Origin of the sequence: Aeromonas sp. R7-5, assembly GCF_040908015.1 — a bacterium.
Taxonomy (GTDB): domain Bacteria; phylum Pseudomonadota; class Gammaproteobacteria; order Enterobacterales; family Aeromonadaceae; genus Aeromonas; species Aeromonas caviae.
Window position 1 is genome coordinate 91,788 of the sequence record NZ_JBFOCZ010000006.1, and the last position, 25,574, is coordinate 117,361.

Here is a 25,574-nt window from a genome sequence, read left to right on the forward strand (position 1 = left end):
TTGCCTATGACACGCGACCAACTGCTTGAGTACCTGGAACATTTCACGCTGGTGACCGATGGCAACCGGTTGTCCGAGCTCATCGGCCGCTTCACCCTGGGAATGGGCTACGACTACTACCGCTTCGCCCTCATCCTGCCCATGTCGATGCAAAGGCCCAAGGTGGTGCTGTTCAACCAGTGCCCCGACTCCTGGGTACAGGCCTACACCCTGAACAACATGCTGGCCTGCGATCCCATCATCCAGCTCGCCCGCAGGCAGACCCTGCCCATCTACTGGAACCGGCTGGACGAGAAGGCGCGCTTCCTGCAAGAGGGGAGCATGGATGTGATGGGGCTGGCGGCGGAATTCGGGTTGCGCAACGGCATCTCGTTCCCGCTGCACGGGGCGGCGGGGGAGAACGGCATACTCTCTTTCATCACCCGGGAGCGGGCATCGAGCGATCTGATGCTGGAGTCCTCGCCCATCCTCTCCTGGATGTCCAACTACATCTTCGAGGCGGCGATCCGGATCGTGCGCCAGAGCATGAGGGAGGACGATCCCCAGGAGCCCCTGACGGAGCGGGAGACCGAGTGCCTGTTCTGGGCCAGCGAAGGGAAGACATCGGGGGAGATCGCCTGCATCCTCGGCATCACGGAGCGCACCGTGAACTACCACCTCAATCAGGTCACCCGCAAGACGGGGTCGATGAACCGCTACCAGGCCATCGCCAAGGGGGTGAGCAGCGGCATCCTGCTGCCGAACCTGGAGCAGGTGGTGGTCACCAACTTCCCCTCCCTGCTGCAGTGAATACAGGCCCGGCGGCACCGGCTCGTCGCCTGGCATCCCCTCTGTCGCCATCACCGCTGTCCTGCGCCGTCCCATCCTGCCGCCGATTCTCGGGGCGGGGCTGTGACCCCACAATTGTCAGATCCTGCAATTGACAACCTTCTTTGTGTGGTTTCGGCCCGGTTTTCATCAGTTTTATGAATGCATCAGAAAATGAATGAATTTCTCTGATTGCCCGCGCCCCCCTTATAGTGCGTTTCTCTCTTTCACAGGAACGCATCCCCATGTTCGCCACCACCCTGCAAGGCTTTACCCTCGGCCTTGCCATGATCATCCCCATCGGGGCCCAGAATGCCTTCGTGCTGAGCCGGGGCATTCACCGCAACCACCACCTGCTGACGGCGACCCTCTGCTGCCTGTGCGATCTCGTGCTGATCGGCATCGGGGTGTTCGGCGGGGCCAACCTGCTGGCGGCCAGCCCGATCGGCCTGGCCCTGCTGACCTGGGGCGGCGTGCTCTTCCTCGGCTGGTTCGGTATCCGTTCCTTGCGCAGTGCCTGGCGCGGCCAGGAGGCGGCCCTGGCGGACTCGCCCCGGTTGATGGGGGTCAAGAGCGTGCTGGCCATGACCCTCGGAGTGACCCTGCTCAATCCCCACGTCTACCTGGATACCCTGATGCTGCTTGGTTCCTTCGGCAGCCAGTTTGCCGAGGAGCTCAGACCCGCCTTCGCGGCGGGGGCCATGCTGGCTTCTCTGGTCTGGTTCTACGGACTGGCGTTCGGGGCGGCGGCACTCTCCCCCTGGCTTGCCCGGGGCCGGGTGCAGCAAGCCATTGATCTTGTTGTAGGTCTCATCATGCTGGTGCTGGCGGCCAAGCTAGCATTAGGTGCCATACCGGCCTCATGAGGCTATTTTTGTGCCGGGCTTCATAAAAATGAGTCCCGGTGCCATCTGCTGACATATTCGTCTGTTAAATTCCCGGCGCTGGTAAAGCGTTACTCATAATAAAAGGGAAAAAACAGTGAATAACACCATGAAGCTGGGGGCTATTGCCGCCATCGTGCTGCTGTCTGCCTGCAGCAACGAGAATGACAGCAAGGCGCAGCCGGGAACCGTCTCCCTGCGCCTGATCCAGACCTCTGATATCCACTCCAACGTGCTGGGCTACGACTACTACCAGAACAAGGAGGATCGCAAGTTCGGCCTCTCCCGCACCGCCCTGCTGATCCGCGCCGCCCGCGCCGAGAACCCCAACAACCTGCTGCTCGACAATGGCGACCTCATTCAGGGCACGCCGCTGGCGGACTACATCTTCGAGCAGTCCGGTGCCGGCTACCTCGAGAAGCAGGCGCACCCGGTGTTCAAGGCGATGAACGAGCTGGGCTACGACGCGGGCAACCTGGGCAACCACGAGTTCAACTACGGCCTGGACTACCTTGGCAAGGTGCTGGCGGGAGCCGACTTCCCCTATGTGAACGCCAACGTGTTCGAGGCGGGGGCCTTCAAGCGCGATGCCAAGGGACAGATTGACTGGAGCGGCAACAAGTTCACCCCCTATCTGCTGCTGGAGCGCGAGGTGACCGATGACAAGGGTCAGCGCCAGCGCGTCAAGGTGGGCATCCTGGGTCTGACCCCGCCCCAGGTGCTGCAGTGGGACAAGCGACATCTGGAGGGCAAGGTGGTGGTGGCCGACATGGTCGAGACCGCCAATCACTATGTGCCCGAGCTGCGCGCCAAGGGCGCCGACATCGTGGTGGTGGTGGCTCACACCGGCATCAATGCCAGCAGCTACGAGGCCATGATGGAGAACTCCGCCTGGCATCTGGCCAAGGTGAAGGGGGTGGACGCCCTGATGCTGGGCCACGCCCACAAGAACTTCCCCGGGGACTTCCCGGATCTGCCGGAGGTGGACAATAAGGCCGGTACCCTGAGCGGCATTCCCACCGTGATGCCCGGTTACTGGGGCAACCACCTCGGCATCATCGACCTCAAGCTGGAACAGGTGGACGGCAAGTGGCAGGTGAAGCAGAGCCAGGCCAGCCTGCGCAAGATAGACGCCAGCGAGGGCAGTGCGGTGGATCAGCGGGTGGTGGACCTGGTGCAGGCGGATCACGACGCCACCAACCAGTGGCTGGACGAGCCGCTCGGCAAGATCACCTCCCCCATCCACAGCTTCTTCGCCCTGGTGCAGGACGACCCCTCGGTGCAGCTGGTGAGCGATGCCCAGCGCCGCCACGCGGAGCAGTTGCAACAAGACGGCCTGCTCAAGGAGTCCTACCCCATCCTGTCGGTGGCGGCCCCCTTCCGTGGCGGTCGCAACGGCATCAACGACTTCACCTACGTGGCCCAGGGTGACATCTCCCTGCGCAACGTCTCCGACCTTTATATCTATCCGAACACCCTGCAGGTGGTCGAGGTGAACGGGGCCACCGTCAAGGAGTGGCTGGAGATGAGCGCCGGCCAGTTCAACCAGATCGACACCGGCAAGACCGGGGTGCAGTGGCTGGTGAACGAGAGCTTCCCCACCTACAACTTCGATGTGATTGACGGGGTCAACTACGAGGTGGACATCACCCAGCCGGCCCGCTACAGCAAGGACGGGGTCAAGGTGAGCGACGGCCAGCGCATCAGCGGCCTCACCTTCAACGGCCAGCCCGTGGACCCGGCCCAGAAGTTCTACGTGGTGACCAACAACTACCGCGCCAGCGGCGGCGGCCACTTCCCGGGCATCGACGGCAGCAACATCGTCCATGAAGATCCCTTCGAGACGCGGGAGATCATCGCCCAGTACCTGAAGGCCCAGTCTGCGGACAACCCGGCTGGCTTCAGCCCGGCGGCCAACAACAACTGGCACATGAAGGCCCTGCCCGCCAACGTGGACGTGCGCCTCTACTCCTCGCCGACCGACGAGGCCAAGGCCCTGGCGGGGGTGGATCTGTCGTACCAGTCCACCCTGCCGATGGATGACGCCAAGCACCCCGGCTACGCCATCTACCGCCTGATCCGCCAGTAAGGCAGACGCTGGCAGCCAACAAAAAAGCCCTCGCAGTGCGAGGGCTTTTTCATGGGGCGCGGTGCCATCCTGCCCTGTCGTCTGGACTTGCCCGGTCGACGGGGCGGGAGGGCATCAGTAGTAGCCGGGATCGTCCGGATTGGGGCGGGTCTTGAAGCGGCGGTGCAGCCACATGTACTGCTCCGGCGCCTTGCGCACGGCGGCTTCAATTTCGCGGTTGGCGCGGCTGGCATCCGCCAGGTCGTCACCGCTCGGGTAGTCCGCGAGCGGGGCCCCGATATGCAGGGTGTAGCCCTCCCGGGTGCGGATGTTGTAGCAGGGCAGGGTGACGGTGTTCTTCACCCGGGCCAGGGTGGCGGTACCCGTGATGGTGGCGGCCTGCTCCACCGCGAAGTAGGGCACGAAGACGCTGGCATGGCTGCCGTAGTCGTGATCCGGTGCATACCAGAGGGCGTCGCCGTTGCGCAGCGCCTTGATCATCCCCTTCACGTCCATCCGGTCCACCAGGTATTTGTTGGAGGCGCAGCGACCGTGGTACTGGGCGTACTCCAGCACCGGATTGGTGTTGGGGCGATAGACGCCGACCCCTGGGCGCACCAGGCCGAAGCAGCGGGCATTGAGCTCCAGCGTCAGGAAGTGGCAGGAGAGCAGCAGCATCCCCTGGCCCTTCTCCATGGCGTTGATGACGTGCTCTTCCCCTTCCACCTTCATCAGGCGGCGCATCCGCCAGTCTGGCCAGAACCAGGCCATGCCCACCTCGAAGATGGCGCAACCCACGCTCTCGAAGTTCTGCACCAGGAGGGCTTCGCGCTCATCCCGGCTGAGCTCGGGCATCGCCAGCTCCAGGTTGCGGCGGGCAATCTTGACGCGGGATTTCAGCAGCTTGCGGGCCAGGGTGCCGAGCTGGCGGCCCAGCCACATCTGGCTGCGCCAGGGCAGCAACACCAGCAGCCAGAGCAGGGAGAGGCCCAGCCAGCTCCCCCAGTAACGGGGATGGAACAGACGGGGTTCGAGGCGGGGAGCGTGTTCTTGGGCCATGAAGAGTCTCTTGTTCGCAAAGGCAAAGGGGGGAGTCCGACCGAACCGGGGGGCCTGTGTGGGGTGGCCCGGCGCGGATGCGGTCACTCGCATGTCGAGGATTCTATCCGAAAAGCGGGGGCGGGCGCGAATCGCCGTCATCTGGTCAGAGGGGGCGTCAGGGGGCAGGGCCGTGCTTTTTTCACGCCCCGGAAAAGAGTGTGATAAAATCGGCCGCTGAATTTTTCAGGTTTTGAGAGCCGATACAGATGAAAATCACCCTGCCCGAGTTTGAAAAAGCCCGCATCCTGGTCGTTGGCGATGTCATGTTGGATCGCTACTGGCATGGCCCTACCGGCCGGATCTCCCCCGAGGCGCCGGTCCCCGTGGTCAAGGTCGAGCACATCGAGGAGCGTCCGGGCGGCGCCGCCAACGTGGCGCTCAACTCCGCCGCCCTCGGCGCCCAGGCCGTGCTGCTGGGCCTGACCGGTCAGGATGAAGCCGCCGATGCCCTCGCCAGCCAGATGGCCGGGGTCAAGGTGGCCTGTGATTTCGTGCGCCTGACCGACTATCCGACCATCACCAAGCTGCGGGTGCTGTCCCGCAACCAGCAGCTGCTGCGCCTCGACTTCGAAGAGGCCTTCCACGACGTGGATGCCAGCCTGCTGATGGGCAAGGTGGAGCAGGCGCTGCCCCAGGCGGACGTGATGATCCTCTCCGACTACGGCAAGGGCGCCCTCAACGATGTGCCCGGCATGATCCGGCGTGCCCGCGCCGCCGGTATCCCCGTGCTGGTCGACCCCAAGGGGACCGATTTCGAGAAGTACCGCGGTGCCACCCTGCTGACCCCCAACATGTCCGAGTTCGAGGCCGTGGTGGGCAAGGTGAAGGGGGAAGAAGACCTGGTCGCCAGGGGGCTGGAGTTGGTCAAGCGCTTCGAGCTGGATGCCCTGCTGGTCACCCGTTCCGAGAACGGCATGACCCTGATCCGCGAAGGGCAGCCCGAGCTGCACCTGCCGGCCCAGGCCCACGAGGTCTATGACGTCACCGGTGCCGGTGACACCGTCATCTCCACCCTGGCGACTTCCCTTGCCGCAGGCAAGAGTCTGGATGAGGCCTGCGCCCTGGCCAACACCGCCGCCGGCATCGTGGTCGGCAAGCTGGGGACCTCCACCGTGAGCCCGGTGGAGCTGGCCAACGCCCTCTACACCGAGCAGGAGACCGGCTTTGGCGTCATGTCCGAGGCCCAGCTCAAGGTGGCCGTCCAGGCCGCCCGTCTGCGCGGCGAGAAGGTGGTGATGACCAACGGCTGCTTCGACATTCTGCACGCGGGTCATGTCTCCTATCTGGCCAATGCGGGCAAGCTGGGGGATCGCCTGATCGTGGCGGTGAACACCGACGAGTCCGTACGTCGCCTCAAGGGGCCGGGTCGCCCGGTCAACCCGACCGAGCGCCGCATGACGGTGCTGGCGGCCCTGGGTGCCGTGGACTGGGTGGTACCCTTCAGCGAAGACACTCCCCAGCGTCTGATCGCCGAGATCCTGCCAGACCTCCTGGTCAAGGGGGGCGACTACAAGCCTGAAGAGATCGCCGGTTACGCCGAGGTGACCGCCAATGGCGGCGAGGTGCGGGTGTTGAACTTCGAGGACGGCTGCTCCACCACCGACATCATCAAGACCATCCGCGAGCGCGGATAAGCGTAAAACCCGGCCAAGGCCGGGTTTTTTGATGGGGCTGCCGGGTCGGTGACATGGCCGCTGCTTGGCAGGCCCCGACCAACGCACTTCCAGCGGCGAACAGAGATGAAAAAGGCGACCCCGGGGTCGCCTTTTCTCATGGTGTGCGCCTGGCTCAGGACTTCTTGGTGACCTGGGCGGCGGGCATCAGACCCTGGTTCACCTCTTCCAGATCCTTCTGCTCCAGGATGCCGGCGGCCTGCTTGAGGGAGAGGATGCTGAGGATGTAGTTGTAGCGTGCCTCGGAGAGCTTCTGCTTGGCCTGATACAGCTTGCGGGTGGAGTCCAGCACGTCGACGATGGTGCGGGTACCCACCTCGTAACCGGCCTCGGTCGCCTTCAGGGCGCTGTCGGCGGAGATGACGGACTGGCTGTAGGCGCGGACCGAGCCGATGCTGGCGTTCACGTTGTTGTAGGAAGAGCGGACCGTGCTCTGCACCGAGCGGAAGCTGCGCTCGAGCTGTTCGCTGGCGGCCACGTAGTTGAACTGTGCCTGCTTGACCTGGGAGGTGGTGGCCCCGCCGGTGTAGATGGGCAGCTTGAAGTTCAGGCCGATGTTGCCCTGATTGCTGTTGCTCTCGGGGTTACGGATCTCGTCCTTGTAATCGTTGTAACCGGCGTTCAGGCCGGCGCCCAGATCCAGGGTCGGTTCATGACCGGTCTTGGCCAGATCGATCTGCTCCTTGGCGATGTCCTTGCCGATGCGGGCGCTGTGCAGCTCCAGGTTCTTGTCCAGGGCCAGTTCCAGCCACTTGTCGGAGTTGAACGCGGTCTTCTGCGGGCTGAAGCGATCGGTGTTGAGCACGTCCAGTTGACGGTGGTCGATACCGGTCAGCTCGCGCAGGCTCTCGTAGCTGTTGTCCAGGGTGTTCTCGGCATTGATCTCGTCCGCCAGCGCCTGATCGCGCTCGGCCTCGGCCTCGTGCACGTCGGTGATGGCGGTCAGGCCCACTTCGAAGCGCTGCTGAGTCTGTTCAAGCTGACGCTCGACCGCGGTCTTGTTGGCACGCACGAATTCCAGGGTATCCATGGCCTTGAGCACGTCGAAGTAGGCCTGGGCGGTACGCAGCATCAGGTTCTGGTACTCGAGGTTGTAGGCCACGTCGGACTGGGTGGCGCTCTTCTCGGTCAGATCCAGGTTGACCCAGTTGCTGCGACGGTAGATGGATTGATCCAGGGTCACGGAGCCGGTAGCGCCCGTGTTGGTCATGGTGTCGTTCTTGTTTTGCAGATAGTTCAGGCCGGCGCCCAGGTTGATCTGGGGCAGCAGGGCTGCACGGGATTCGTTGATCTTCTCGAAGGCCTGGTCCCGCTTGGCCTTGGATTCCAGCAGCTGGGTGTCCTTGATCTGGGCCTGTTGGTAAATATCGAGCAGGTTTTCGGCATGAGCGGCGCCGCTCACACCCAGCATCACCATGACTGACAAGAGTGTTCTTTTCATATGATAGTTTTAACCTTTTGTATCAACCCAAAGCTGTCCGCTGGATGAAGGGGGGATTGTCACCGACCAAGCTTGATTTCAGCTTAACCACTCTACTATAAGCAGATTTCATTGCGAACTGTCTCTTTTCCAGCTGCGGAAACGTCAAGGTCCGGGGCGAGTTTTCTCGGCAACGCGCCTAGCCAAATGCCCTGTGGCTGCTAAAATCCTTCCCTCATCGTCGGCGAGAGCGAGTGAATGAATGTTCATTCATGCCCCCGAATATTATGGTCAAACCAAGCCAAGTCAAGCTGGCAGGAGTCTCGAATGTCACAGCAAGCCTTGCCTCAAACCTGCCACTACTCCAGCGATGATGTGAAAATCATTGAAAAATCAGCTGGATATAATGGCTTCTTCAAGGTGAATGTCTACCGCCTGCAACACAGGCTGTTTGCCGGTGGTTGGAACGCCCCCATCGTCCGGGAACTGTTCGAACGTGGCCATGCCGCCGCCCTGCTGCCTTATGATCCGGTGCGAGACGAGATCGTGCTGGTGGAGCAGTTTCGCATCGGCGCCATGGAGACCAGCGCCACCCCCTGGCTGCTGGAGCTGGTGGCCGGCATCATCGATGAAGGGGAGACCGCCGAGGCAGTGGTGCGGCGCGAAGCGGTGGAAGAGGCTGGGATCGAGGTGGGACGCTGCGAACACGCCATCAGCTATCTGGTGAGCCCGGGTGGCAGCACCGAGCGCATCGAGGTGTTCGTGGGCGAGGTGGATGCCAGTCAGGCCAAGGGGATCCACGGTCTGGCTGAAGAGGGGGAAGACATCCGGGTCCACGTGGTGAGCCGCGAGCAGGCCTATGCCTGGCTCAAAGAGGGGCGCATCGACAATGCCGCCTCCGTCATCGCCCTGCAGTGGCTGGCCCTGAATCACGGCGAGCTGCGGGCACGCTGGCTGGCGGGGCGCTGAGGTGACGCTCGTTCAGACCCGGGTCAGGTGCCCTGTGTCCGACTGGAACACTGTGCAGTGGGTCCACCCTTCATGGACCCTGATTGAGGGAGCCGCGACATGTCATTAGTCCAGAGCCCGATGAAGCGCTATGTGCCTGATTTGATGTCCTTGCAGCGTACCTGCGAGGTCAATTACATGGCGCTGATGAAACTGTTGCCGCCTGGCGGCAGCGTGGGTGCCGAGCGCCGCTATCAGGTCGGCAACGGCCTGCAGTTCCAGCTCACGGTGACCGAGGAGAGCCGCTTCACCAGCCAGGTGATCCTGGCCCAGCACAACCCCGAATTGCCGAGCTACTTGCAAGCCCGGATAGAGATTCGTTTGTATCATGATGTGCGAATGGCGGAAGTGTGTGCGGCGCAACAGATTTCAATGTTGCAACCACGTTATGATTATCCCAATCAAAAAATGCATCACAGGGATGAAAAGGAGCAGGTAAATCTATTCTTGGCCGATTGGTTGAGATTTTGTCTCAAACACGGCACCAGCCTGATTAACATCCTCTAGTCGAACCCATAAAAAAGAAGCGTGATTTTGGAAACAGAGCTACCTCAGGCGCCGGACGGCAGTGTGCGCCTGTTACAGATTACCGATACCCATCTCTTCGCCAGTGCCGAGGGGCGGCTGCTGGCCGTGCCCACGGCGCAGAGTCTGGCCGCCGTGCTGGAGCGGGTGCAGGCCAACGAGCACCCGTTCGATCTCATCCTCGCCACCGGGGATCTTTCCCAGGATCACAGCCCGGAGTCCTACCAGCGCTTCGCCTCCATGATGGCGCCCCTGGCTCGCCCCATCTACTGGTTGCCCGGCAACCACGACGACGGCCCCCTGATGACCGAATACCTCCATGCGGCCGGCATCAGCGAGGCCAAGCAGCTGGTAGGCGAGCACTGGCAGGTGATCCTGCTGGATACCCAGGTGCGCGGCAAACCCCACGGGGTGCTGGGGGATCACCAGCTGGCGGCCCTGGATCAGGCCCTGCGCCAGCATCCCGAGCGCCATGCCCTCATCGCCCTGCACCATCAGGCGGTGCCGGTGGGCTGCGCCTGGCTGGATCAGCACAACCTCAAGAATGCCGACGACCTGTTCGCCGTGCTGGCCCGCCACCCGCAGCAGAAGACCATACTGTTCGGCCACGTCCATCAGGAGTTTGATGAGGTGCACCACGGAGTGCGGCTCATCGCCAGCCCCTCTACCTGCATCCAGTTCAAGCCGCTCTCCGACGGTTTCGCACTGGACGAATCCGGCCCGGGCTGGCGCTATCTCACCCTGCACCCGGATGGCCGGGTGGCGAGTCAGGTGTGGCGCCTGCCGCTGGGACAGTTCGTGCCCGACCCCAATGCCACCGGTTACTGAGGCGTTGCCATGAAGCCCGTACTCCTCTACCTGCACGGTTTCAATTCATCCCCCGGCTCGGCCAAGGCGCAGCAGATGGCGGCCTGGGTGGCAGAGAACAGGCCCGATATCGAGGTGGTGATCCCGGCCCAGCCCAACACCCCGGCGGCCGCCTGGGCGGCCATCGAGCAGGCCATCGCCGACCTGAAGGCCCGCCACGGCAGCGCCCTGCGACTGGGCGCCGTGGGCAGCTCCCTCGGTGGCTTCATGGCCACGAGAGTGAGCGAGATGTACGGTTGCCACGCCGCCCTCATCAACCCGGCGGTGCGCCCCCACGAGCTGCTCTGCGACTACCTCGGCCCCCAGACCAACCCCTACAGCGGCGAACGCTATGAACTGTTGCCCGGACACATGGACGAGCTGAGAGCGCTGGCGGTGCCGGTGACTGCTCCCGAGCGGCTCTGGGTGCTGCAACAGCAGGAGGACGAGGTGCTCGACTATCGCAAGGCGCTGGACGAATACCGCTTTGCCCGTCTCTCCCTGGAGTGTGGCGGCGATCACGCCTTCACAGGCTTCGAGCGCTACCCCGCCCAGATCGTCCGTTTCCTCGGGCTCTAGCCATGCAACTGCCGTTGGCCGCCTTCCTCGAACAGGTGCTGGCCACGGCCCAGGCGGGGCTCACCTACTCCCGGGATCCCTTCGACATCGCCCGCTTCGAGGCGCTGCGAGCGGCCACGGTGACGCTCATCGCCAGCCAGAGCGAGCTGGCTCCCGATGCCATCGGCGACTGGATTGCCCTCGATAGCGGCTATCCCACCCCCAAGCTCGATGTGCGGGCCTTCATTCAGAACGACGCGGGCCATGTCCTGCTGGTGCAGGAGCGCAGTGACGGTTGCTGGACCCTGCCGGGGGGCTGGTGCGACATCGGCGATTCGCCTGCGGACGCCGTGGTGCGGGAAGTGAGCGAGGAGACCGGCCTCGCCTGTCGGGCGGTGCAACTGCTGGCCCTGTTCGACAAGCTCAAGCACCCCCATCCCCCGCAGCTGCCCCACGCCCACAAGGCGTTCTTCCTGTGCGAGGTGACGGGGGGCGTTCTGCTTACCGACACCGATGAAACCAAAGGGGCGGGGTACTTCCCCATCGACGCCTTGCCCGAACTCTCCCGCCACCGGGTGGTGGCGTCCCAGTTGCGCACCCTGCATGACCATCTGTCGCAGGGGCGGGGGGATACCCTGTTCGATTAACCGGTTCGCAGCCTGACACTGCGGCAAGGAGGCAGCATGATCACACGCATCGGCAATACCCCCATCCAGAAGAAACACAAGGCGAGCTGCCACTGCGGCGCCGTGGTGCTGGAGCTGACCCTGCCGGATGGCGTGGTGGATCCGCGCCGCTGCGACTGCTCCTTCTGTCGGCGGCGAGGGGCCATCGTCGCCTCGGTGCCGCTGTCCGGCATCCGCATCCTGCAAGGGGAGGCGGCGCTTCGCTGCTACCAGTTCAACACCCGCACCGCGAAACACTACTTCTGCAGCGTCTGCGGCATCTACACCCATCACCAGCGCCGATCCAATCCGGCGGAATATGGCTACAACCTCGCCTGTCTGGAGGGGGTCAACCCGTTCGATCTGGGAGAGGTGCCGACCCGCGACGGGGTGCATCACCCGGCAGATACCGTAGCCGATTGAACGCGAGGTGACTGCCCCGACGGGTGGCGGGGAGGACGGGCGAGGTGTTGTCGTGCCACTCCCGTGACGACACCTCAGGGGGTCATCTGCTTGTGTAGCCCCCGCCATGGCTGTGTTAACCTTGCCCTGTCCGTCTCCCGGCGGACCCCGGCCTCTCTCTTCATTCCATCTCTGCCAACAGGGGGCACACCCGTGACGACTGCTTCAGCGCTGCCGGACCTGATCCTCGGGGCCTCGCTCTACTTTCCGCCCCTGTTCAAGGCCGTGCTGCTCGGCCTGCTGGGCTGGCTGCCGCTGCACCATCTGCTGCGGGACTGGCTCTACGGTGGGGACGTCTGGCACCCCCTGCTGATGGATCTTTCCCTCTTCATCCTCGCCGTCAGCGGCGCCCTATGGATATTGCTACATGGCTAAATCACCCCTTGCGACCCTCAAATACTTCTCCACCCTGCTGGTCTTTGCCCTGGCGCTGGTGTCGCTCTGGTGGCTGTGGAACGACTACATGCAGGGTCCCTGGACCCGGGATGGCAAGGTGCGGGCCGAGCTGGTCAGCATCACGCCCCAGGTGTCGGGCAAGATCGTCAGGATAGGGGTCAAGGACAACCAGCTGGTGAAGGCGGGGGACCTGCTCTTCACTCTGGATCCCGAGCCCTATCGCATCGCGCTGGACAACGCCAGCGCGGCCCTGGCCAAGGCCAGGTCGGATCTCGACAAGGCGGAGCACGAGGCGAACCGTCGCCAGAGTCTCTCCCGCACCGTCATCTCCGCCGAGGCGGTGGATGAATCCAGGCTCAATGCCCAGGCGATGAAGGCGGCTTATGAGGTGGCCCAGGCCAATCTGGAGCAGGCCAGATGGTCCCTTGCCCGGACCGAGGTCCATGCTGCGAGCGACGGCTACATCACCAACCTGCAGGCCAGGGTCGGCAACTACGCCACCGCCGGGGTGCCCCTGGTGGCCCTGATAGACACCCACTCCTTCTATGTGCAGGGCTATTTCGAAGAGACCAAGCTCAGGCACATCGCCCCCGGCAAACCGGCCGAGGTGGTGCTCTACAGCGGGGATCGGGTACTCAGGGGGGAGGTGGAAAGCATAGAGCGCGCCATTCACGATCAGAGCCTGGAAGGCAGCGAGGGGCTGCTGCTCGACGTCAAGCCGAACGTGCCCTGGGTGCGCCTGGCCCAGCGGGTGCCGGTGCGGATCAGGCTGCTGGCGATTCCCCCGGATCTGGTCTTGATCGCGGGCACGACCTGTACCATCACCATAGGGGACTAGAGTGATCCCCTCGCTCTGGCGCCAGACCCCCTGGGGCAAGGCCAACGGCGGACAGTGGCGCTACGCCCTGCGCAATGCTCTGGCCATGTGCCTGTCGCTCTGGCTGGCGTTCGTGCTGCAACTCGACTCTCCCTACTGGGCCATGACCTCCGCCGCAGTGGTGAGCTTTCCCACCGTGGGGGGCGTCATCAGCAAGAGCTTGGGGCGGGTGGTGGGCAGCCTCATCGGCGCCATGGCGGCGGTGATGATCACCGGCCTTGGCATCGGTGATCCCTGGCTCTTCAGCCTGCTTATCGCCCTCTGGCTGGGGGGTTGCACCTACATCTCCAACCACCATCAGAACAACGTCTCCTACGGTTTCGCCCTGGCGGGCTATACCGCCGCCATCATCGCCTTCTCCTGCGTCAACCTGACCGACCCGCAGCATATCTTCGACATCGCCCAGGCCCGGGTGAGCGAGGTGATCGTCGGCATCCTCTGCGGCGGCCTGATGATGATGATCCTGCCGAGTTTCTCCGATGGCGAGACCCTGCTGGGCTCCCTTGGCAAGAGCCAGACCCGGCTGCTGGAACATGCCCAGCTGCTCTGGCTCGGGGAGACGGGCGCCGATGTGCGCACCGCCCACGAGGGGGTGATCGGTCAGATCCTCACCCTGAACGTGCTGCGCATCCAGGCAGTCTGGAGCCACCACCGCCTGCGCCGCCACAACCAGTTGCTGAACTATCTGCTCCATCGCCAGCTGAGGATGGTCAGCCTCATCTCGGGGCTGCGCCGCATGCTGCAACACTGGCCAGAGGACGCCGTCGACCCGGCCCCCATGCTGGCCGCCGTGCTGCGGGAGCTGGGACAGGGGGGCTGCGACAAGCTGCGCATCGCCCGCCTGATGGCGCCCTTCGTGGCCCGTTCGGGGGACGATTATCGCTGCCAGGCCTTCTGGCTGCGGCTGCGCCACTTCTGCTGGAGCTACCTGGAGTGTCAGCGCTGGCTGGAAAGGCTGGCCCGCCACGATGGCCAGGAGTGGCCGGCGCCGCCGCGCCACAGCTCTCTGACCAGCCACACCGACGGCCTGGAGGCGGCCTACAACGGGGGGCGTACCTTCCTCTGCGTGATGCTGGGCTGCACCTTCTGGATCCACAGCCAGTGGGATGCGGGCGCTGCGGCCCTGACCCTGCTCGCCATCTGCTGCGTGCTCTATTCCGCCACCCCGGCCCCGGCCAAGGGGGCCCAGACCATGCTCAAGGCCATCGTGCTGCTCAGCTTTATCTGCTTCGGGGTCAAGTTCGGGCTGATGATCCGCATCGACGACTTCTGGATCTTCTGCGCCCTGCTGTTCCCCGCTCTCATCACCCTGCAACTGCTGAAATTGCAGCGACCCCAGGGGGCGGCGCTCTGGGGCCAGCTCATCGTGCTGCTCGGCTCCTTCCTCGCCATCACCAATCCGCCGAGCTACGACTACCTCGCCTTCGTCAACAGCAGCCTCGCGCAGGCACTGGGGGTGATGAGCGCAGGGCTGGCGTTCCAGCTCCTGAGGCCCAGCTCGGATCGGCGCAAGAGCCGCCGCCTGATGCATCGTCTGCGGCGGGATTTCGTGGACCAGCTGGCCCCGGCCCCACATCAGAGCGAGGGGGAATTTGAATCCCGGGTCTATCACGCGGTGAGCCAGCTCAGCCAGAGTCAGGATCAGGGGGCCCGGCTCTGGGTGCTGCGCTGGGGCGTGGTGCTGCTCAATTGCAGCCACATCGTCTGGCAGCTCAGGCTCTGGCGCAGCCGGGATCCGGCCCTCTATCTGGTGCGGGACGGCTGTCTGCGCTGCCTGAAAGGCATTCTGACCGAAGGGGGCGTGCAGCACGAGACCCTGGGGCGCACCCTGGCGGAGCTGGACCGCATCAGCCAGGGGCTGGGGGAACATGCAGACCCGGCGGCCCGGGCACTGGCGGGGCTGGTGTGGCGACTCCACTGCTCCCTCTCCCAGCTTGTGCAGGCCCTGCCCGGGGAACCCGCCTGATCCCGGGCGGGGAGGCCGGAGCCCCTCTGGATCACCCTTTGCGAGCGCCCCATTTGTCCCGGGCCCTCCCAGCGAGTAAGATTCCCCCCAAACGTCAATTCGCAAGGCCCTCCATGTCCACTCAATACAATGCGGATGCCATTGAGGTCCTCAATGGCCTTGAACCGGTGCGTCGCCGCCCCGGCATGTACACCGACACCACCCGGCCCAATCACCTCGGCCAGGAGGTCATCGACAACAGCGTCGACGAGGCGCTGGCGGGTCACGCCCGCAATCTGGAGGTGATCCTGCACGAGGATCAGTCCCTCGAGGTGATCGACGACGGTCGCGGCATGCCGGTGGACATCCACCCGGAGGAAGGGGTCTCCGGCGTGGAGCTGATCCTCTGCAAGCTGCACGCGGGGGGCAAGTTCTCCAACAAGAACTATCAGTTCTCCGGCGGCTTGCACGGGGTGGGGATCTCCGTGGTGAACGCCCTCTCCGATCGGGTCGAGGTGACGGTGCGCCGGGACGGCCAGGTCTATGACATCGCCTTCGAGCGGGGCGACAAGGTGTCTGATCTGACCATCACCGGCACCTGCGGACGCCGCAACACCGGTACCCGGGTGCGCTTCTGGCCAGAGGCGCGCTACTTCGATTCGCCGCGCTTCTCGGTCTCCAAGCTCGAGCACCTGCTCAAAGCCAAGGCCGTGCTCTGCCCGGGCCTCACCATCAAGTTCCTCGACAAGAACACCGGCATCAAGTTGGAGTGGTGCTACGAAGACGGCCTCAAGGATTACCTCATCGATGCGGTCAAGCAGTTCACCTGCCTGCCGGAGCAGCCCTTCGTCGGCTCTTTCAGCTCCGAGCAGTCGGCGGTGGACTGGGCCCTGTGCTGGTTGCCGGAAGGGGGCGAATGCCTCGCCGAATCCTATGTGAACCTCATTCCCACCGCGCTCGGTGGCACCCATGTCAACGGCCTGCGCCAGGGGCTGCTCGACGCCATGCGTGAGTTCTGCGAGTTCCGCAACCTCTTGCCCCGCGGGGTCAAGCTGACCCCGGAAGACATCTGGGATCGCTGCGCCTACATCCTCTCCATCAAGATGCAGGACCCGCAGTTTGCCGGCCAGACCAAGGAGCGACTGTCGTCCCGCCAGAGCTCGGCCTTCGTGTCGGGCGTGGTGAAGGATGCCTTCAGCCTTTACTTGAACAGCAACACCGAGCTGGCCGAACAGCTGGCGGAGCTCTGCATCTCCAGCGCCCAGCGCCGGATGCGCGCCGCCAAGACGGTGGTGCGCAAGAAGATAACGCAGGGCCCGGCCCTGCCCGGCAAACTGACCGACTGCGGCTGCGCCGATCCCATGCAGGGGGAGCTCTTCCTGGTGGAGGGTGACTCCGCGGGCGGCAGTGCCAAGCAGGCGCGCGACCGCGAATTCCAGGCCATCATGCCCCTGCGCGGCAAGATCCTGAACACCTGGGAGGTGGAGGCCGGTCAGGTGCTCGCCTCGCAAGAAGTACACGACATCTCGGTGGCCATCGGGCTCGACCCGGATTCCGACGATCTCTCCGGCCTGCGCTACGGCAAGGTGTGCATCCTGGCGGATGCGGACTCGGACGGTCTGCACATCGCCACCCTGCTCTGCGCCCTCTTTGTGAAGCACTTCCGCACGCTGGTGGAAAAGGGCCATGTCTATGTGGCCATGCCGCCCCTCTACCGGATCGACATCGGCAAGGAGGTCTTCTACGCCCTCGACGAGGACGAGAAGAACGGCGTGCTGCAACGGGTCGAAGCCGAGAAGAAGAAGGGCAAGGTGATGGTGACCCGATTCAAGGGGCTGGGTGAGATGAACCCCAAACAGTTGCGGGAAACCACCATGGATCCTAACACCCGCCGCCTGGTGCAGCTCACCATGGGCGCGGAAGGGGGGGCAGAAGGGGAAGATGGGGACGAGACCCTGCAACTGATGGACATGCTGCTGGCCAAGAAGCGCGCCGGTGATCGCCGTGAATGGCTGGAAGAGAAGGGCAACCTCGCCATCATCTAAAGCGAGTCGCAAGTACCCCACCCCGGCCCTCCCCTTCGCAAGGGGAGGGGGCCAAGCCTCTCCTCCCCCTCATGGAGGGGGAGGTTGGGAGGGGGGCTTGTGATTCACCGTCGGCCCCCTGCCGACCCGCATTTCCGGCGTGCCCTCCAGGGGCGCGCCATAGCAAGAGAAAAACATATGAGTGATGCTATCGAGCTCAGTCTGTTGGATGAAGTAGAGCGCCAACCAGCTCCCGAACCGAAAGAGATAATCACATGAGTGATGCCATCGAGCTCAGTCTGGACGGGGTAGAGCGCCAGCCAATGCGCACCTTTACCGAACAGGCTTACTTGAACTACTCCATGTACGTCATCATGGATCGGGCCTTGCCGCACATCGGGGACGGCCTCAAACCGGTGCAGCGGCGCATCATCTACGCCATGAGCGAGCTGGGTCTGTCGGCGCTGTCCAAGCACAAGAAGTCCGCCCGTACCGTGGGTGACGTGCTGGGTAAATATCACCCCCACGGCGACAGCGCCTGTTACGAAGCCATGGTGCTGATGGCCCAGCCCTTCTCCTACCGCTACCCGCTGGTGGACGGTCAGGGCAACTGGGGTGCGCCGGACGATCCCAAATCCTTCGCCGCCATGCGTTATACCGAGGCGCGGCTGTCGCGCTTCTCCGAACTGCTGCTCTCCGAGCTCGGCCAGGGCACGGTGGAGTGGACGCCGAACTTCGACGGCACCATGAAGGAGCCTGTGGTGCTGCCCGCCCGCCTGCCCCACATCCTGCTCAACGGGGTGACCGGCATCGCGGTGGGGATGGCGACCGATATCCCGCCCCACAACGCCCGCGAAGTGGCCCACGCCTGCGTGGCGCTACTAGATAATCCCAACGCCGGTTTGAACGATCTGATGGCCCATGTGCAGGGTCCGGACTACCCGACCAATGCCGAGATCATCACGCCCCGCGATGACATCCGCAAAATCTACGAGACCGGCAAGGGCTCCATCAAACAGCGAGCGGTGTGGAGCGAAGAGGATGGCGACATCGTCATCACGGCGCTGCCCCATCAGGCCTCAGGCGCCAAGATCATGGAGCAGATCGCCGCCCAGATGGTGGCGAAGAAGCTGCCCATGGTGACCGATCTGCGGGATGAATCGGACCATGAGAATCCGACCCGTCTGGTGATCGTGCCGCGCTCCAACCGGGTGGACGTGGAGGGGCTGATGGCCCACCTGTTCGCCACCACGGACTTGGAGAAGAACTACCGGGTCAACCTCAACATCCTGGGTCTGGACAACCGACCCCAGGTGAAAGACCTCAAGACCATCCTCACCGAGTGGTTGAGTTTTCGCCGTGAGACGGTGCGCCGCCGCCTGCAGTATCGTCTCGACAAGGTGCTGGCTCGCCTGCACATCCTCGAAGGCTTGCTCATTGCCTACCTCAACATCGACGAGGTGATCGAGATCATCCGCACCGAGGAGGAGCCGGGCCGGGTGATGATGGAGCGCTTCAACATCAGCGAGACCCAGGCCGAGGCGATCCTCGAGCTCAAACTGCGCCACCTGGCCAAGCTCGAAGAGTTCAAGCTGCGCGCCGAGCAGAATGAACTGGCCGAAGAGCGCGACAAGCTGGAACTGATCCTGGGTTCCGAGCGCCGTCTCAGCACATTGCTGAAGAAAGAGATCCTGGCGGACGCCGAGAAGTACGGCGACGATCGCCGCACCCCGCTGGTGGAGCGCGCCACCGCCGTGGCCCTGACCGAGAAGGAGCTCACCCCGAGTGAGCCGGTGACCGTGATCCTCTCCGACAAGGGCTGGGTGCGCGCCGCCAAGGGCCACGACGTGGATGTGGAGGGCCTCTCCTACAAGGCGGGGGACAACTACCTCGCCCACGCCCATGGCCGCAGCAACCAGCAGGCGGTGTTCCTCTCCACCCTGGGGAGAACCTACTCCCTGGAGGCGCACACTCTGCCCTCCGCCCGCAGTCAGGGCGAGCCGCTCACCGGTCGCTTCGCGCTGGGGGCCGGTGAAGAGGTGCGTCATCTGGTGATGGGCAACGAGGGCGAGCCGTATCTGATCTGTTCTGACGCCGGTTACGGCTTCGTCTGCAAATATGACGACCTGATCGGTAAGAACAAGAACGGCAAGGCGCTGCTCACCGTGCCGGAAGGGGGCATCGTCATGGCGCCCCAGAGGATAGGCGCGCCGGACACCGATCTCTGCATGGCCATCTCCAACGAGGGGCGCATGCTGCTGTTCCCGCTCAATACCCTGCCGGTACTCGGCAAGGGCAAGGGCAACAAGCTCATCAGCATCCCGTCGGCGCGCGTGAAGGCGCGGGAGGAGTTTGTGGTGATGGCCGCCGTCATCCCGCAAGGCCAGTCGGTCACCCTGTTTGCCGGCAAGCGCAAGCTGACCCTCAAGCCGTCTGATCTCGACTACTACCGCGGCGAGCGCGGCCGCCGTGGCGCCAAGCTGCCCCGCGGCTTGCAGCGGGTGGATCGTATCGAGATTGAAACCGTCGTCGGCGCCGAGTCGGCAGCCGGGGAAGAACTAGCTTGATAAAAATAAAGTGGTGAAAGCCACTTTATTTTTAAAAATTAAGATGGAATTTAAAAGCAGAGGTTTCATATGGCAAAACCTAAAGTTTTTATTAGCTCAACATGTTTTGATCTACAGCAAATTAGAGATTCTCTTTGCACATTTATAAAGAGTTTCGGATTTGAGCCTGTTTTAAGTGAAAACGGAGATGTATTCTATCATCCTGATTTACATACACACGAAGCGTGTATAAATGAAGTGTCAAATTGTCAGGTTTTTCTTTTGATAATTGGTGGGAGATTTGGTGGGAAATATGTTTATGATAAATCTAAGTCGATAACTAACGCAGAGTATGATGCAGCAGTTAAAGCTAACATCCCTGTCTTTACCTATATTAAAAGAAATGTTTTAGATAATCATCATCTTTATCAGGAAAATAAAGACAAATCATTTATCGCAGAACTGACATTCCCTGCTATCGAGCAAAAAAAGGATGCTTTAAATATATTTGGTTTTATTAATCATGTACGTAAAGCATCTGTGAATAATGCCTATGAACCTTTTCGAGTTGGCAGGTGATATAGAAAACCACCTGCGTAAGCAATGGGCAGCTATGTTCTTTGATTTTTTAAAAAATAGAGAGATATCGAAACAAATAAACCATACATCCAAATCGGTTGACGCTCTAGTTATCACAACAGATAAGCTGGAAGCTCTGGTAACATCACTTTATATGTCTGTTGATAAGAAAAATGCACCAACTGAAATTGATTTAATACAAGCAAATTCAATGGCGAAAAGCTTTCTTGTTGAATATGTATCTGAATGTTATCCTGGAGTGGTTAATGCGGAAACTGAAGATGATTTAATTGCTTTATCAAAAATAGACCCTAAAAAAATGATGTGGCATGAGTATTTGAAATCTATCACTCTGCTAGAAAAAGTGGATGAAACTGGTGGTGTTGAATATCGTATTCCTTCAGAGCTGATTGATTATGAAGATTTTGAAGGCGACAGGTATTATACAGGGCTAGATATTGAGCCAGAAAACAAATATCAACGTGAAGCAGATTATCTGTATAGGAATGGACTGTGTAACCTTAATGAAGAACAAAGATTAAATGTTCTGAAAATGTTTTCAAAATTAAAAACATTTTTCTCATGAAACTTGTAGGGCCGTAGGTTTGATTAGCGAAGCGTAATCAGAAAAGAAGTCCAAGCAACATCCCCCTCATCCCCAACCCTTCTCCCGCGAGGGGAGAAGGGAGTGCTGGTCGTAGATATACCGGCTGGCGGCGACATAAGGGGGGATGCGTGGTTTAGCTGAAGACAGCAAGAGTACTAGAGTGGTGCGATATGTCCCCTCTCCCCTTGGGAGAGGGCAGGGTGAGGGGAGGTAATTGTTGGGTGCAATCAACAAGGTGAATTGCACCGCAGCATCTTAGTTATCGAAATTCCACTCGATGGGCAGCTCAAGATCGAAAACAAGCTGCTCCCCCTCGAGGGTAAATGCCACACTGGTCTGGTGCTGATCGTATTCGTCGATAAGCTGGCAGCTCTCGGCGAAGTTGGATTCGTAGTTAAGGCGTGCACTGCCTCCGGTGCGAGCATCGTCGAGTTCCACCTTCACTACCCGCAGCGGGTCTTTCTGGCTGAGCTTGACCCGGCTGTCTCCCACGTCCACCAGCCGCTCCAGCAGGGGGAAGAAGTCGTGCTTGTGGGCTTCTATCGCCCGGGCGATGGCCTGCTCCAGCTCGGCGCGGCTGGCAAGGGGGCCTGCCAGCTTGTAGCGGGTCTGTATCCTTTCCTGGGTCATGGTCTGCTCCTCTCGGGTGTTGCCTGTGACGGGGATGGCTCCGGCCGTGCTGGCTCCTGTTCACGCTCGGCAGCAAGTAGGGTGCAATGAACAATGTGAATTGCACCGCTATTTATCACCCCTGTATTGCCGGTGCAATGCGCTTCGCTTATTGCACCCTACGTCCTTTCTCTTTTGCCTGCTCGCGACCGGATAACCGGTGCGGCCGATGACGCTTCGCCAATCGACCCTACTTGCCTCTGTTTTATTTAAGGCTCTGTTACTGGTCGATGGCTTCTGCTGTAGTGGCTTGCTCTCCCCTTTGCCAATTGCCGCAGGTCAAGTAAGTGGCGGATTAGGCCCCCGCAAGTTGCCCCTACTCGCTAACCTTGAAGGGAGCAGCACAGTGCCAGGAGGCCAGACATGGATACGGAGAAAGCCATCGGGCTTATCGAGGCCCACGGGGCCTTTCACGGGGATCACTACAGCTTCAACAGTGACGAGTTCGTGCAGTGGTGTCGGGAGGATGCCCACCAGACCCTCAGCTTGGAGCAGGCCAATCACGAGCTTGCCCCTTTCTGCATCCGGGTCGGCTATGCAGAGCCGAGCAGGTCGTGGCGCTACTATCTCACCTGATGCCCATCCGATGCAGGCGAAGGCGAGGCAAGGGCCTCGCCTTTTCTATGGGCTGGATAATGGAAAAAGGAGCCGGCAGGGCTCCTTTCTTGTGATCATACCCCGGCCTGGGCACCATGCAGCAGCACCATGCCGGTAAACAGCAGCCAGTCGTTGATGATGTGCGCGCCGGTCGATACCCAGATGTTTTTGGTGATGATGTAGCCACTCAGCAGCACGATGCGGGCCGTGCCGATCACCAGAAAACATTGCAGAAAATTCCAGTCATAAGTGGGCAGGTGCAGGGCTCCGAAGATTAGAGCCGTCGATAGCCAGGCGATGAGGATGGCGGACTTGCGGGTCAGGCCGAGCTTCTGGTAACAACACCAGAGGATGGCCAGAAAAGGCAGGATGGAGATCACCTCCTCGCCGAAGAGCTGGGGCGCCGTCTTGAGATAAAAGAGGATACGCGCCGTATTGGACGCCTCTGCCAGCATGGCGTTGACCGGGTTTGCATTCAGCTGGAACAGGTGCTGCATGGCCATGGCAACGGCGATTGAGACCAGTATGTTGATGCCGGTAATCGCCAGCATCAAGAGACAATCCCGCCGCGTCGGCGTTCGAAACAGTGAGCGCCACCCTTTTTCCGCCACCATGGCGAGCACGGCCAGAGGAATGAGAGGGAACAGGAGTGCGGGCACAAAGCCCCCTGAGGTGGTCTTGAAAAAGTCGATGGGGGCGGAGAGTGCTGCAAACCCCAGGATGACCCCCAGCAGGATGAGAGCCCAGCCACGGGCAGACGGGGTGTGAGGATCCTGGCGATAGAGGGGGAAATCCCCGGCTCTCTTGCGCTCGAGCCCGAGGCGCTCACTGTCATTCAATACCGGCATTGCTGAAGGTTGATGCTCACCCATGGTGATCCTCGAGATGTCTATCCGTTGCTGTGCAGACAACCCTACACCAGAAAGGGGGGAAAGGGGCGCCGCTGGCTACAACACGCCAGGGGAATGGCACCGCCGCCAATCAGTTGTCGAAGTTCCACTCGATGGGCAGCTCAAGATCGAAAACAAGCTGATCCCCGTCGAGGGTGAAGGCCACGCTGGTCTGGTGCTGGTCGTATTCGTCGATAAGGCGGCAGCTCTCGGAAAAGTTGGATTCGTAGCCGAGGCGGGCAGTGCCGCCGGTGCGAGCCTCGTCGAGTTCCACCCCCAGCACCCGCAGGGGATCCTTCTGGCTGAGCTTGACCCGGCTGTCACCCACATCCACCAGCCGCTCCAGCAGGGGGAAGAAGTCCTGCTTGTTGGCCTCGATGGCCCGGGCGATGGCCTGCTCCAGCTCGGTGGCGCTGGCAAGGGCGGGAACCAGCGTGTAGCGGGTCTGGATGCTGTTCTGAGTCATATTGTGCTCCTTGGGGCAATGAACCTGCGTCGGCCATCAGCACGGTAGGCGGTGAACAAGGTGTGCTGCGACATAAAATGAGGTGGTGATTCATTCTGGTGGATAAAACCATCACAAAAAGCCGATGAAGGCAGCATATTACTTTTCGTCAGGCGGGAATGCGGCCATTGCGCACCAGAGCCCGGCGGATATTCTTGCACATCTTGCCGAAGCGGTTGAGCTCGTCGAAGCTGGGCGGGATGCCGCGATCGATCTGATATTGCCAGTAGCAGAGGTCCGTATCCACCAGCTCCATCAGCTTCTTGGGGCAGCCGATGCAGGTGTTGTCCGGCCCGCATTTGAAGGTATCCGGTTGATAGAGCGGAAATTCCGCCTTCACGGCGTCGATGATCTGCTGCATGGCGGTCATGCGGTCCGGCTTTCTGCTCACGGTCTGGCTCCCCGGCGGCTTGTATGGGGGAGTCATTATATCCCTGACAAAATGTGGGCCAATGACGCTTAGGAGGTAGTCCGCCTTGCGTGCACGCCACCGCGCCCCGGATCCTGCGCCTGCTTCCCCCCTGGTGGTCTCTTTTGTCAGGCGCCGTTTCGGGTCATGATGAAAGCCCCGAACGAACCACTTTTTGACTGACCCCTCTGGAGGTGCGATGAGACCCTGTGCCCTGCTGTTGCTTTTTCCCCTGGTGTGCCAGGCCGAGGCCAGTCCGAGTGAACCCGTGCAGGAAGGTACCCTGGCCAATCAGCAGCTGATCCGGGATGCCATGGTGGGGGTCGCATCCTGGGTGGCCACCAAGGGGTGTGACGCGCCGGAGCGCTTCGTGCCCGTGGTGTTGCAACTTCCCGAGGGGGAGCCGGGCAGTCGCCACTGGCAGGAGCGCTGGACGGTGACGGGCTGTGGCAACGACTATCCCGTGGTGATCGATTTTCGGGAGACCGGGATGCAGAGCGCCATGTGGACCATTGCCCGATAGGGTCGGCGCCGCCATCTGCGAGCTGCAAAAATGACAACGCCCGGCAAGCCGGGCGTTGTAACAGCGTGAAGGGGAAAGCCCGTCATCAGAAGTCGTGGTAGAGGGGCCAGCCGAGCAGGGGGTGGCGGATCCCGGCGCGCATCTCCATGTTGTCGAGCTTCTCCGGCGAGGCGTCCTCTTTTTGCAACTGCTGGTACTGACGCACAAACCCCAGGGTATGCAGCAGGTTGGGCACAAAGCCCGGGCTCAGCTCCTGACGCAGGGCGGCGGCCATGTCGGCGGGCAACGCGCTCAGCATCAGGGTGAGCTGGGCGGCGAGGTAGTCGGTGTCGTACCAGCCCTCGTCGAGCTCAATCTCCCGCGCCAGTTTGCGCTTGAGATCCTGCTTCACCCTGAGGGGGGCGGCGCCACTGCCCTTGCCGCAGAGGATGCGGTAGAGCAGCGCCTCGGCCAGTTTGTCCTCCATGGTGGGGTGGTCGCTCTCGCAGGCGAAGAAGTGCTGGTCGATGAGCTCCATCAGGCGGCTCTTGTTGTGTTCGGTCAGCGCCTTCTCGTACTCCTGCCACCCTTGCCACTCCTCCACATCGGGGGGGCTCGAGATCTTGTCCAAGAGCCGCGCATCCACGTCACCGTAGAGGCTGTTGCCAGCCTGCTTGGGGCTGACGGTGATGAGCATGGACCAGCCCTTCTGGAACGGCTTGATGGGGCCTTCCGGCGCCTGCAGCAGGGCCAGCGCCTTGGCCGGATCCCGCTGGGATAGCTCCTGCAACCCTAAGCTCACCACGCCGATGACGTCGTGGGCGGCCTGCTCCAGCAGGTGCATCTTGTACTTGTTGTAGTACTTGTCTGCGAATTTGAGGCTCATCAGCACCGCCTTGCCCTTGATGGCGGCCAGCTGTTGCTCGCTCAGCCGTTCATTGTCGCGGCCAAAGCGCAGCACCTGGGTCAGAAAGGGGCCCTGGTTGGCATCGCGAATGACTAACTGCATGA

General features: G+C 61.9%; 26 protein-coding genes. 19 read left to right on the forward strand and 7 right to left on the reverse strand.

Translation table 11 applies throughout. The annotated features are described in order from the left end of the window. Positions 1-6: 6 nt before the first annotated feature. The 3 genes from AB5Y53_RS01320 to AB5Y53_RS01330 all read left to right on the forward strand — a co-directional run bounded on the left by AB5Y53_RS01320 (position 7) and on the right by AB5Y53_RS01330 (position 3,780). Positions 7-789 (forward strand): LuxR family transcriptional regulator, encoded by a 783-nt coding sequence (locus AB5Y53_RS01320; protein ID WP_010672766.1) that lies wholly within the window; start codon positions 7-9, stop codon positions 787-789. A gap of 263 nt (positions 790-1,052) precedes the next feature. Continuing rightward, on the forward strand, positions 1,053-1,673 hold the full coding sequence (gene lysE / locus AB5Y53_RS01325) for an L-lysine exporter (RefSeq protein WP_103243798.1): 621 nt from the start codon (positions 1,053-1,055) through the stop codon (positions 1,671-1,673). 127 nt (positions 1,674-1,800) lie between these two features. Continuing rightward, positions 1,801-3,780 carry a bifunctional 2',3'-cyclic-nucleotide 2'-phosphodiesterase/3'-nucleotidase gene (locus tag AB5Y53_RS01330; protein WP_346199420.1) on the forward strand — a complete coding sequence of 660 codons (1,980 nt, stop codon included), beginning with the start codon at positions 1,801-1,803 and terminating at the stop codon, positions 3,778-3,780. Positions 3,781-3,894: 114 nt separating this feature from the next. On the opposite strand, the gene lpxL is transcribed toward AB5Y53_RS01330, so the two are convergent. Continuing rightward, entirely contained in the window at positions 3,895-4,818 is a 924-nt protein-coding gene (gene lpxL / locus AB5Y53_RS01335) for an LpxL/LpxP family Kdo(2)-lipid IV(A) lauroyl/palmitoleoyl acyltransferase (RefSeq protein ID WP_103243797.1), read from the reverse strand. Between the two features lie 248 nt (positions 4,819-5,066). Between lpxL and hldE the strand changes: the two genes are divergently transcribed. Beyond that, a complete protein-coding gene (gene hldE, locus AB5Y53_RS01340; protein ID WP_039039759.1) occupies positions 5,067-6,494 on the forward strand; it encodes a bifunctional D-glycero-beta-D-manno-heptose-7-phosphate kinase/D-glycero-beta-D-manno-heptose 1-phosphate adenylyltransferase HldE in 1,428 nt (475 codons plus the stop codon). 154 nt (positions 6,495-6,648) lie between these two features. Here hldE and tolC read toward each other — a convergent pair whose 3' ends face one another. Further along, entirely contained in the window at positions 6,649-7,974 is a 1,326-nt protein-coding gene (gene tolC / locus AB5Y53_RS01345) for an outer membrane channel protein TolC (RefSeq protein WP_029313618.1), read from the reverse strand. Positions 7,975-8,280: 306 nt separating this feature from the next. Between tolC and nudF the strand changes: the two genes are divergently transcribed. The 13 genes from nudF (at position 8,281) to AB5Y53_RS01410 (ending at position 20,970) form a co-directional block, all read left to right on the forward strand. Further along, on the forward strand, positions 8,281-8,922 hold the full coding sequence (gene nudF, locus AB5Y53_RS01350; RefSeq protein WP_010672772.1) for an ADP-ribose diphosphatase: 642 nt from the start codon (positions 8,281-8,283) through the stop codon (positions 8,920-8,922). Positions 8,923-9,021: 99 nt separating this feature from the next. After that, positions 9,022-9,468: a DUF1249 domain-containing protein gene (locus AB5Y53_RS01355; RefSeq protein WP_039039758.1), complete on the forward strand. Its 447-nt coding sequence runs from the start codon at positions 9,022-9,024 to the stop codon at positions 9,466-9,468. Between the two features lie 27 nt (positions 9,469-9,495). After that, positions 9,496-10,314 (forward strand): 3',5'-cyclic-AMP phosphodiesterase, encoded by an 819-nt coding sequence (gene cpdA, locus AB5Y53_RS01360; protein ID WP_041214382.1) that lies wholly within the window; start codon positions 9,496-9,498, stop codon positions 10,312-10,314. 9 nt (positions 10,315-10,323) lie between these two features. Then, the gene (locus tag AB5Y53_RS01365; protein WP_069651986.1) at positions 10,324-10,911 is read left to right on the forward strand and encodes a YqiA/YcfP family alpha/beta fold hydrolase; all 588 of its coding nucleotides are present in this window, start codon (positions 10,324-10,326) and stop codon (positions 10,909-10,911) included. A gap of 2 nt (positions 10,912-10,913) precedes the next feature. After that, positions 10,914-11,537, forward strand: coding sequence for an NUDIX hydrolase (locus AB5Y53_RS01370; RefSeq protein ID WP_368180999.1), 624 nt, complete (start codon positions 10,914-10,916; stop codon positions 11,535-11,537). 36 nt (positions 11,538-11,573) lie between these two features. Beyond that, complete coding sequence (locus AB5Y53_RS01375; RefSeq protein ID WP_039039754.1) at positions 11,574-11,978, forward strand: GFA family protein; 405 nt, start codon at positions 11,574-11,576, stop codon at positions 11,976-11,978. Between the two features lie 171 nt (positions 11,979-12,149). Beyond that, complete coding sequence (locus tag AB5Y53_RS01380; protein WP_042865381.1) at positions 12,150-12,392, forward strand: DUF1656 domain-containing protein; 243 nt, start codon at positions 12,150-12,152, stop codon at positions 12,390-12,392. Then, the gene (locus AB5Y53_RS01385) at positions 12,385-13,251 is read left to right on the forward strand and encodes an efflux RND transporter periplasmic adaptor subunit (protein ID WP_368181000.1); all 867 of its coding nucleotides are present in this window, start codon (positions 12,385-12,387) and stop codon (positions 13,249-13,251) included. Before AB5Y53_RS01380 ends, AB5Y53_RS01385 begins: the two co-directional genes overlap by 8 nt. Before the next feature lies 1 nt (position 13,252). Continuing rightward, positions 13,253-15,256 (forward strand): FUSC family protein, encoded by a 2,004-nt coding sequence (locus AB5Y53_RS01390; protein WP_368181001.1) that lies wholly within the window; start codon positions 13,253-13,255, stop codon positions 15,254-15,256. A gap of 113 nt (positions 15,257-15,369) precedes the next feature. Next, complete coding sequence (parE, locus tag AB5Y53_RS01395; RefSeq protein WP_042015440.1) at positions 15,370-17,280, forward strand: DNA topoisomerase IV subunit B; 1,911 nt, start codon at positions 15,370-15,372, stop codon at positions 17,278-17,280. Positions 17,281-17,534: 254 nt separating this feature from the next. Beyond that, complete coding sequence (parC, locus tag AB5Y53_RS01400) at positions 17,535-19,826, forward strand: DNA topoisomerase IV subunit A (protein ID WP_368181002.1); 2,292 nt, start codon at positions 17,535-17,537, stop codon at positions 19,824-19,826. A 69-nt stretch (positions 19,827-19,895) separates the two neighbouring features. Continuing rightward, positions 19,896-20,384, forward strand: a complete 489-nt coding sequence (locus AB5Y53_RS01405; RefSeq protein ID WP_368181003.1) for a DUF4062 domain-containing protein — start codon at positions 19,896-19,898, stop codon at positions 20,382-20,384. Then, entirely contained in the window at positions 20,359-20,970 is a 612-nt protein-coding gene (locus AB5Y53_RS01410; RefSeq protein WP_368181004.1) for a hypothetical protein, read from the forward strand. The genes AB5Y53_RS01405 and AB5Y53_RS01410 overlap by 26 nt, the downstream gene beginning before the upstream one ends. 276 nt (positions 20,971-21,246) lie before the next feature. Here AB5Y53_RS01410 and AB5Y53_RS01415 read toward each other — a convergent pair whose 3' ends face one another. Beyond that, positions 21,247-21,621 (reverse strand): hypothetical protein, encoded by a 375-nt coding sequence (locus AB5Y53_RS01415; protein WP_368181005.1) that lies wholly within the window; start codon positions 21,619-21,621, stop codon positions 21,247-21,249. A 402-nt stretch (positions 21,622-22,023) separates the two neighbouring features. On the opposite strand from AB5Y53_RS01415, the gene AB5Y53_RS01420 reads away from it, so the two are divergent. Further along, positions 22,024-22,236, forward strand: coding sequence for a hypothetical protein (locus AB5Y53_RS01420; RefSeq protein ID WP_368181006.1), 213 nt, complete (start codon positions 22,024-22,026; stop codon positions 22,234-22,236). A 95-nt stretch (positions 22,237-22,331) separates the two neighbouring features. On the opposite strand, the gene AB5Y53_RS01425 is transcribed toward AB5Y53_RS01420, so the two are convergent. The 3 genes from AB5Y53_RS01425 to AB5Y53_RS01435 form a co-directional block, all read right to left on the reverse strand. Next, positions 22,332-23,129 carry a CPBP family intramembrane glutamic endopeptidase gene (locus AB5Y53_RS01425; protein ID WP_368181007.1) on the reverse strand — a complete coding sequence of 266 codons (798 nt, stop codon included), beginning with the start codon at positions 23,127-23,129 and terminating at the stop codon, positions 22,332-22,334. A gap of 109 nt (positions 23,130-23,238) precedes the next feature. Further along, a complete protein-coding gene (locus AB5Y53_RS01430; RefSeq protein WP_368181008.1) occupies positions 23,239-23,613 on the reverse strand; it encodes a hypothetical protein in 375 nt (124 codons plus the stop codon). A 148-nt stretch (positions 23,614-23,761) separates the two neighbouring features. After that, positions 23,762-24,013 (reverse strand): hypothetical protein, encoded by a 252-nt coding sequence (locus tag AB5Y53_RS01435; protein WP_039039818.1) that lies wholly within the window; start codon positions 24,011-24,013, stop codon positions 23,762-23,764. A gap of 247 nt (positions 24,014-24,260) precedes the next feature. Between AB5Y53_RS01435 and AB5Y53_RS01440 the strand changes: the two genes are divergently transcribed. Next, positions 24,261-24,584 (forward strand): hypothetical protein, encoded by a 324-nt coding sequence (locus AB5Y53_RS01440; protein WP_045523112.1) that lies wholly within the window; start codon positions 24,261-24,263, stop codon positions 24,582-24,584. An 85-nt stretch (positions 24,585-24,669) separates the two neighbouring features. Here the strand turns inward: AB5Y53_RS01440 and AB5Y53_RS01445 are convergent, their stop codons facing one another. Beyond that, a complete protein-coding gene (locus AB5Y53_RS01445) occupies positions 24,670-25,572 on the reverse strand; it encodes a hypothetical protein (protein ID WP_368181009.1) in 903 nt (300 codons plus the stop codon). Between the last annotated feature and the right edge of the window lie 2 nt (positions 25,573-25,574).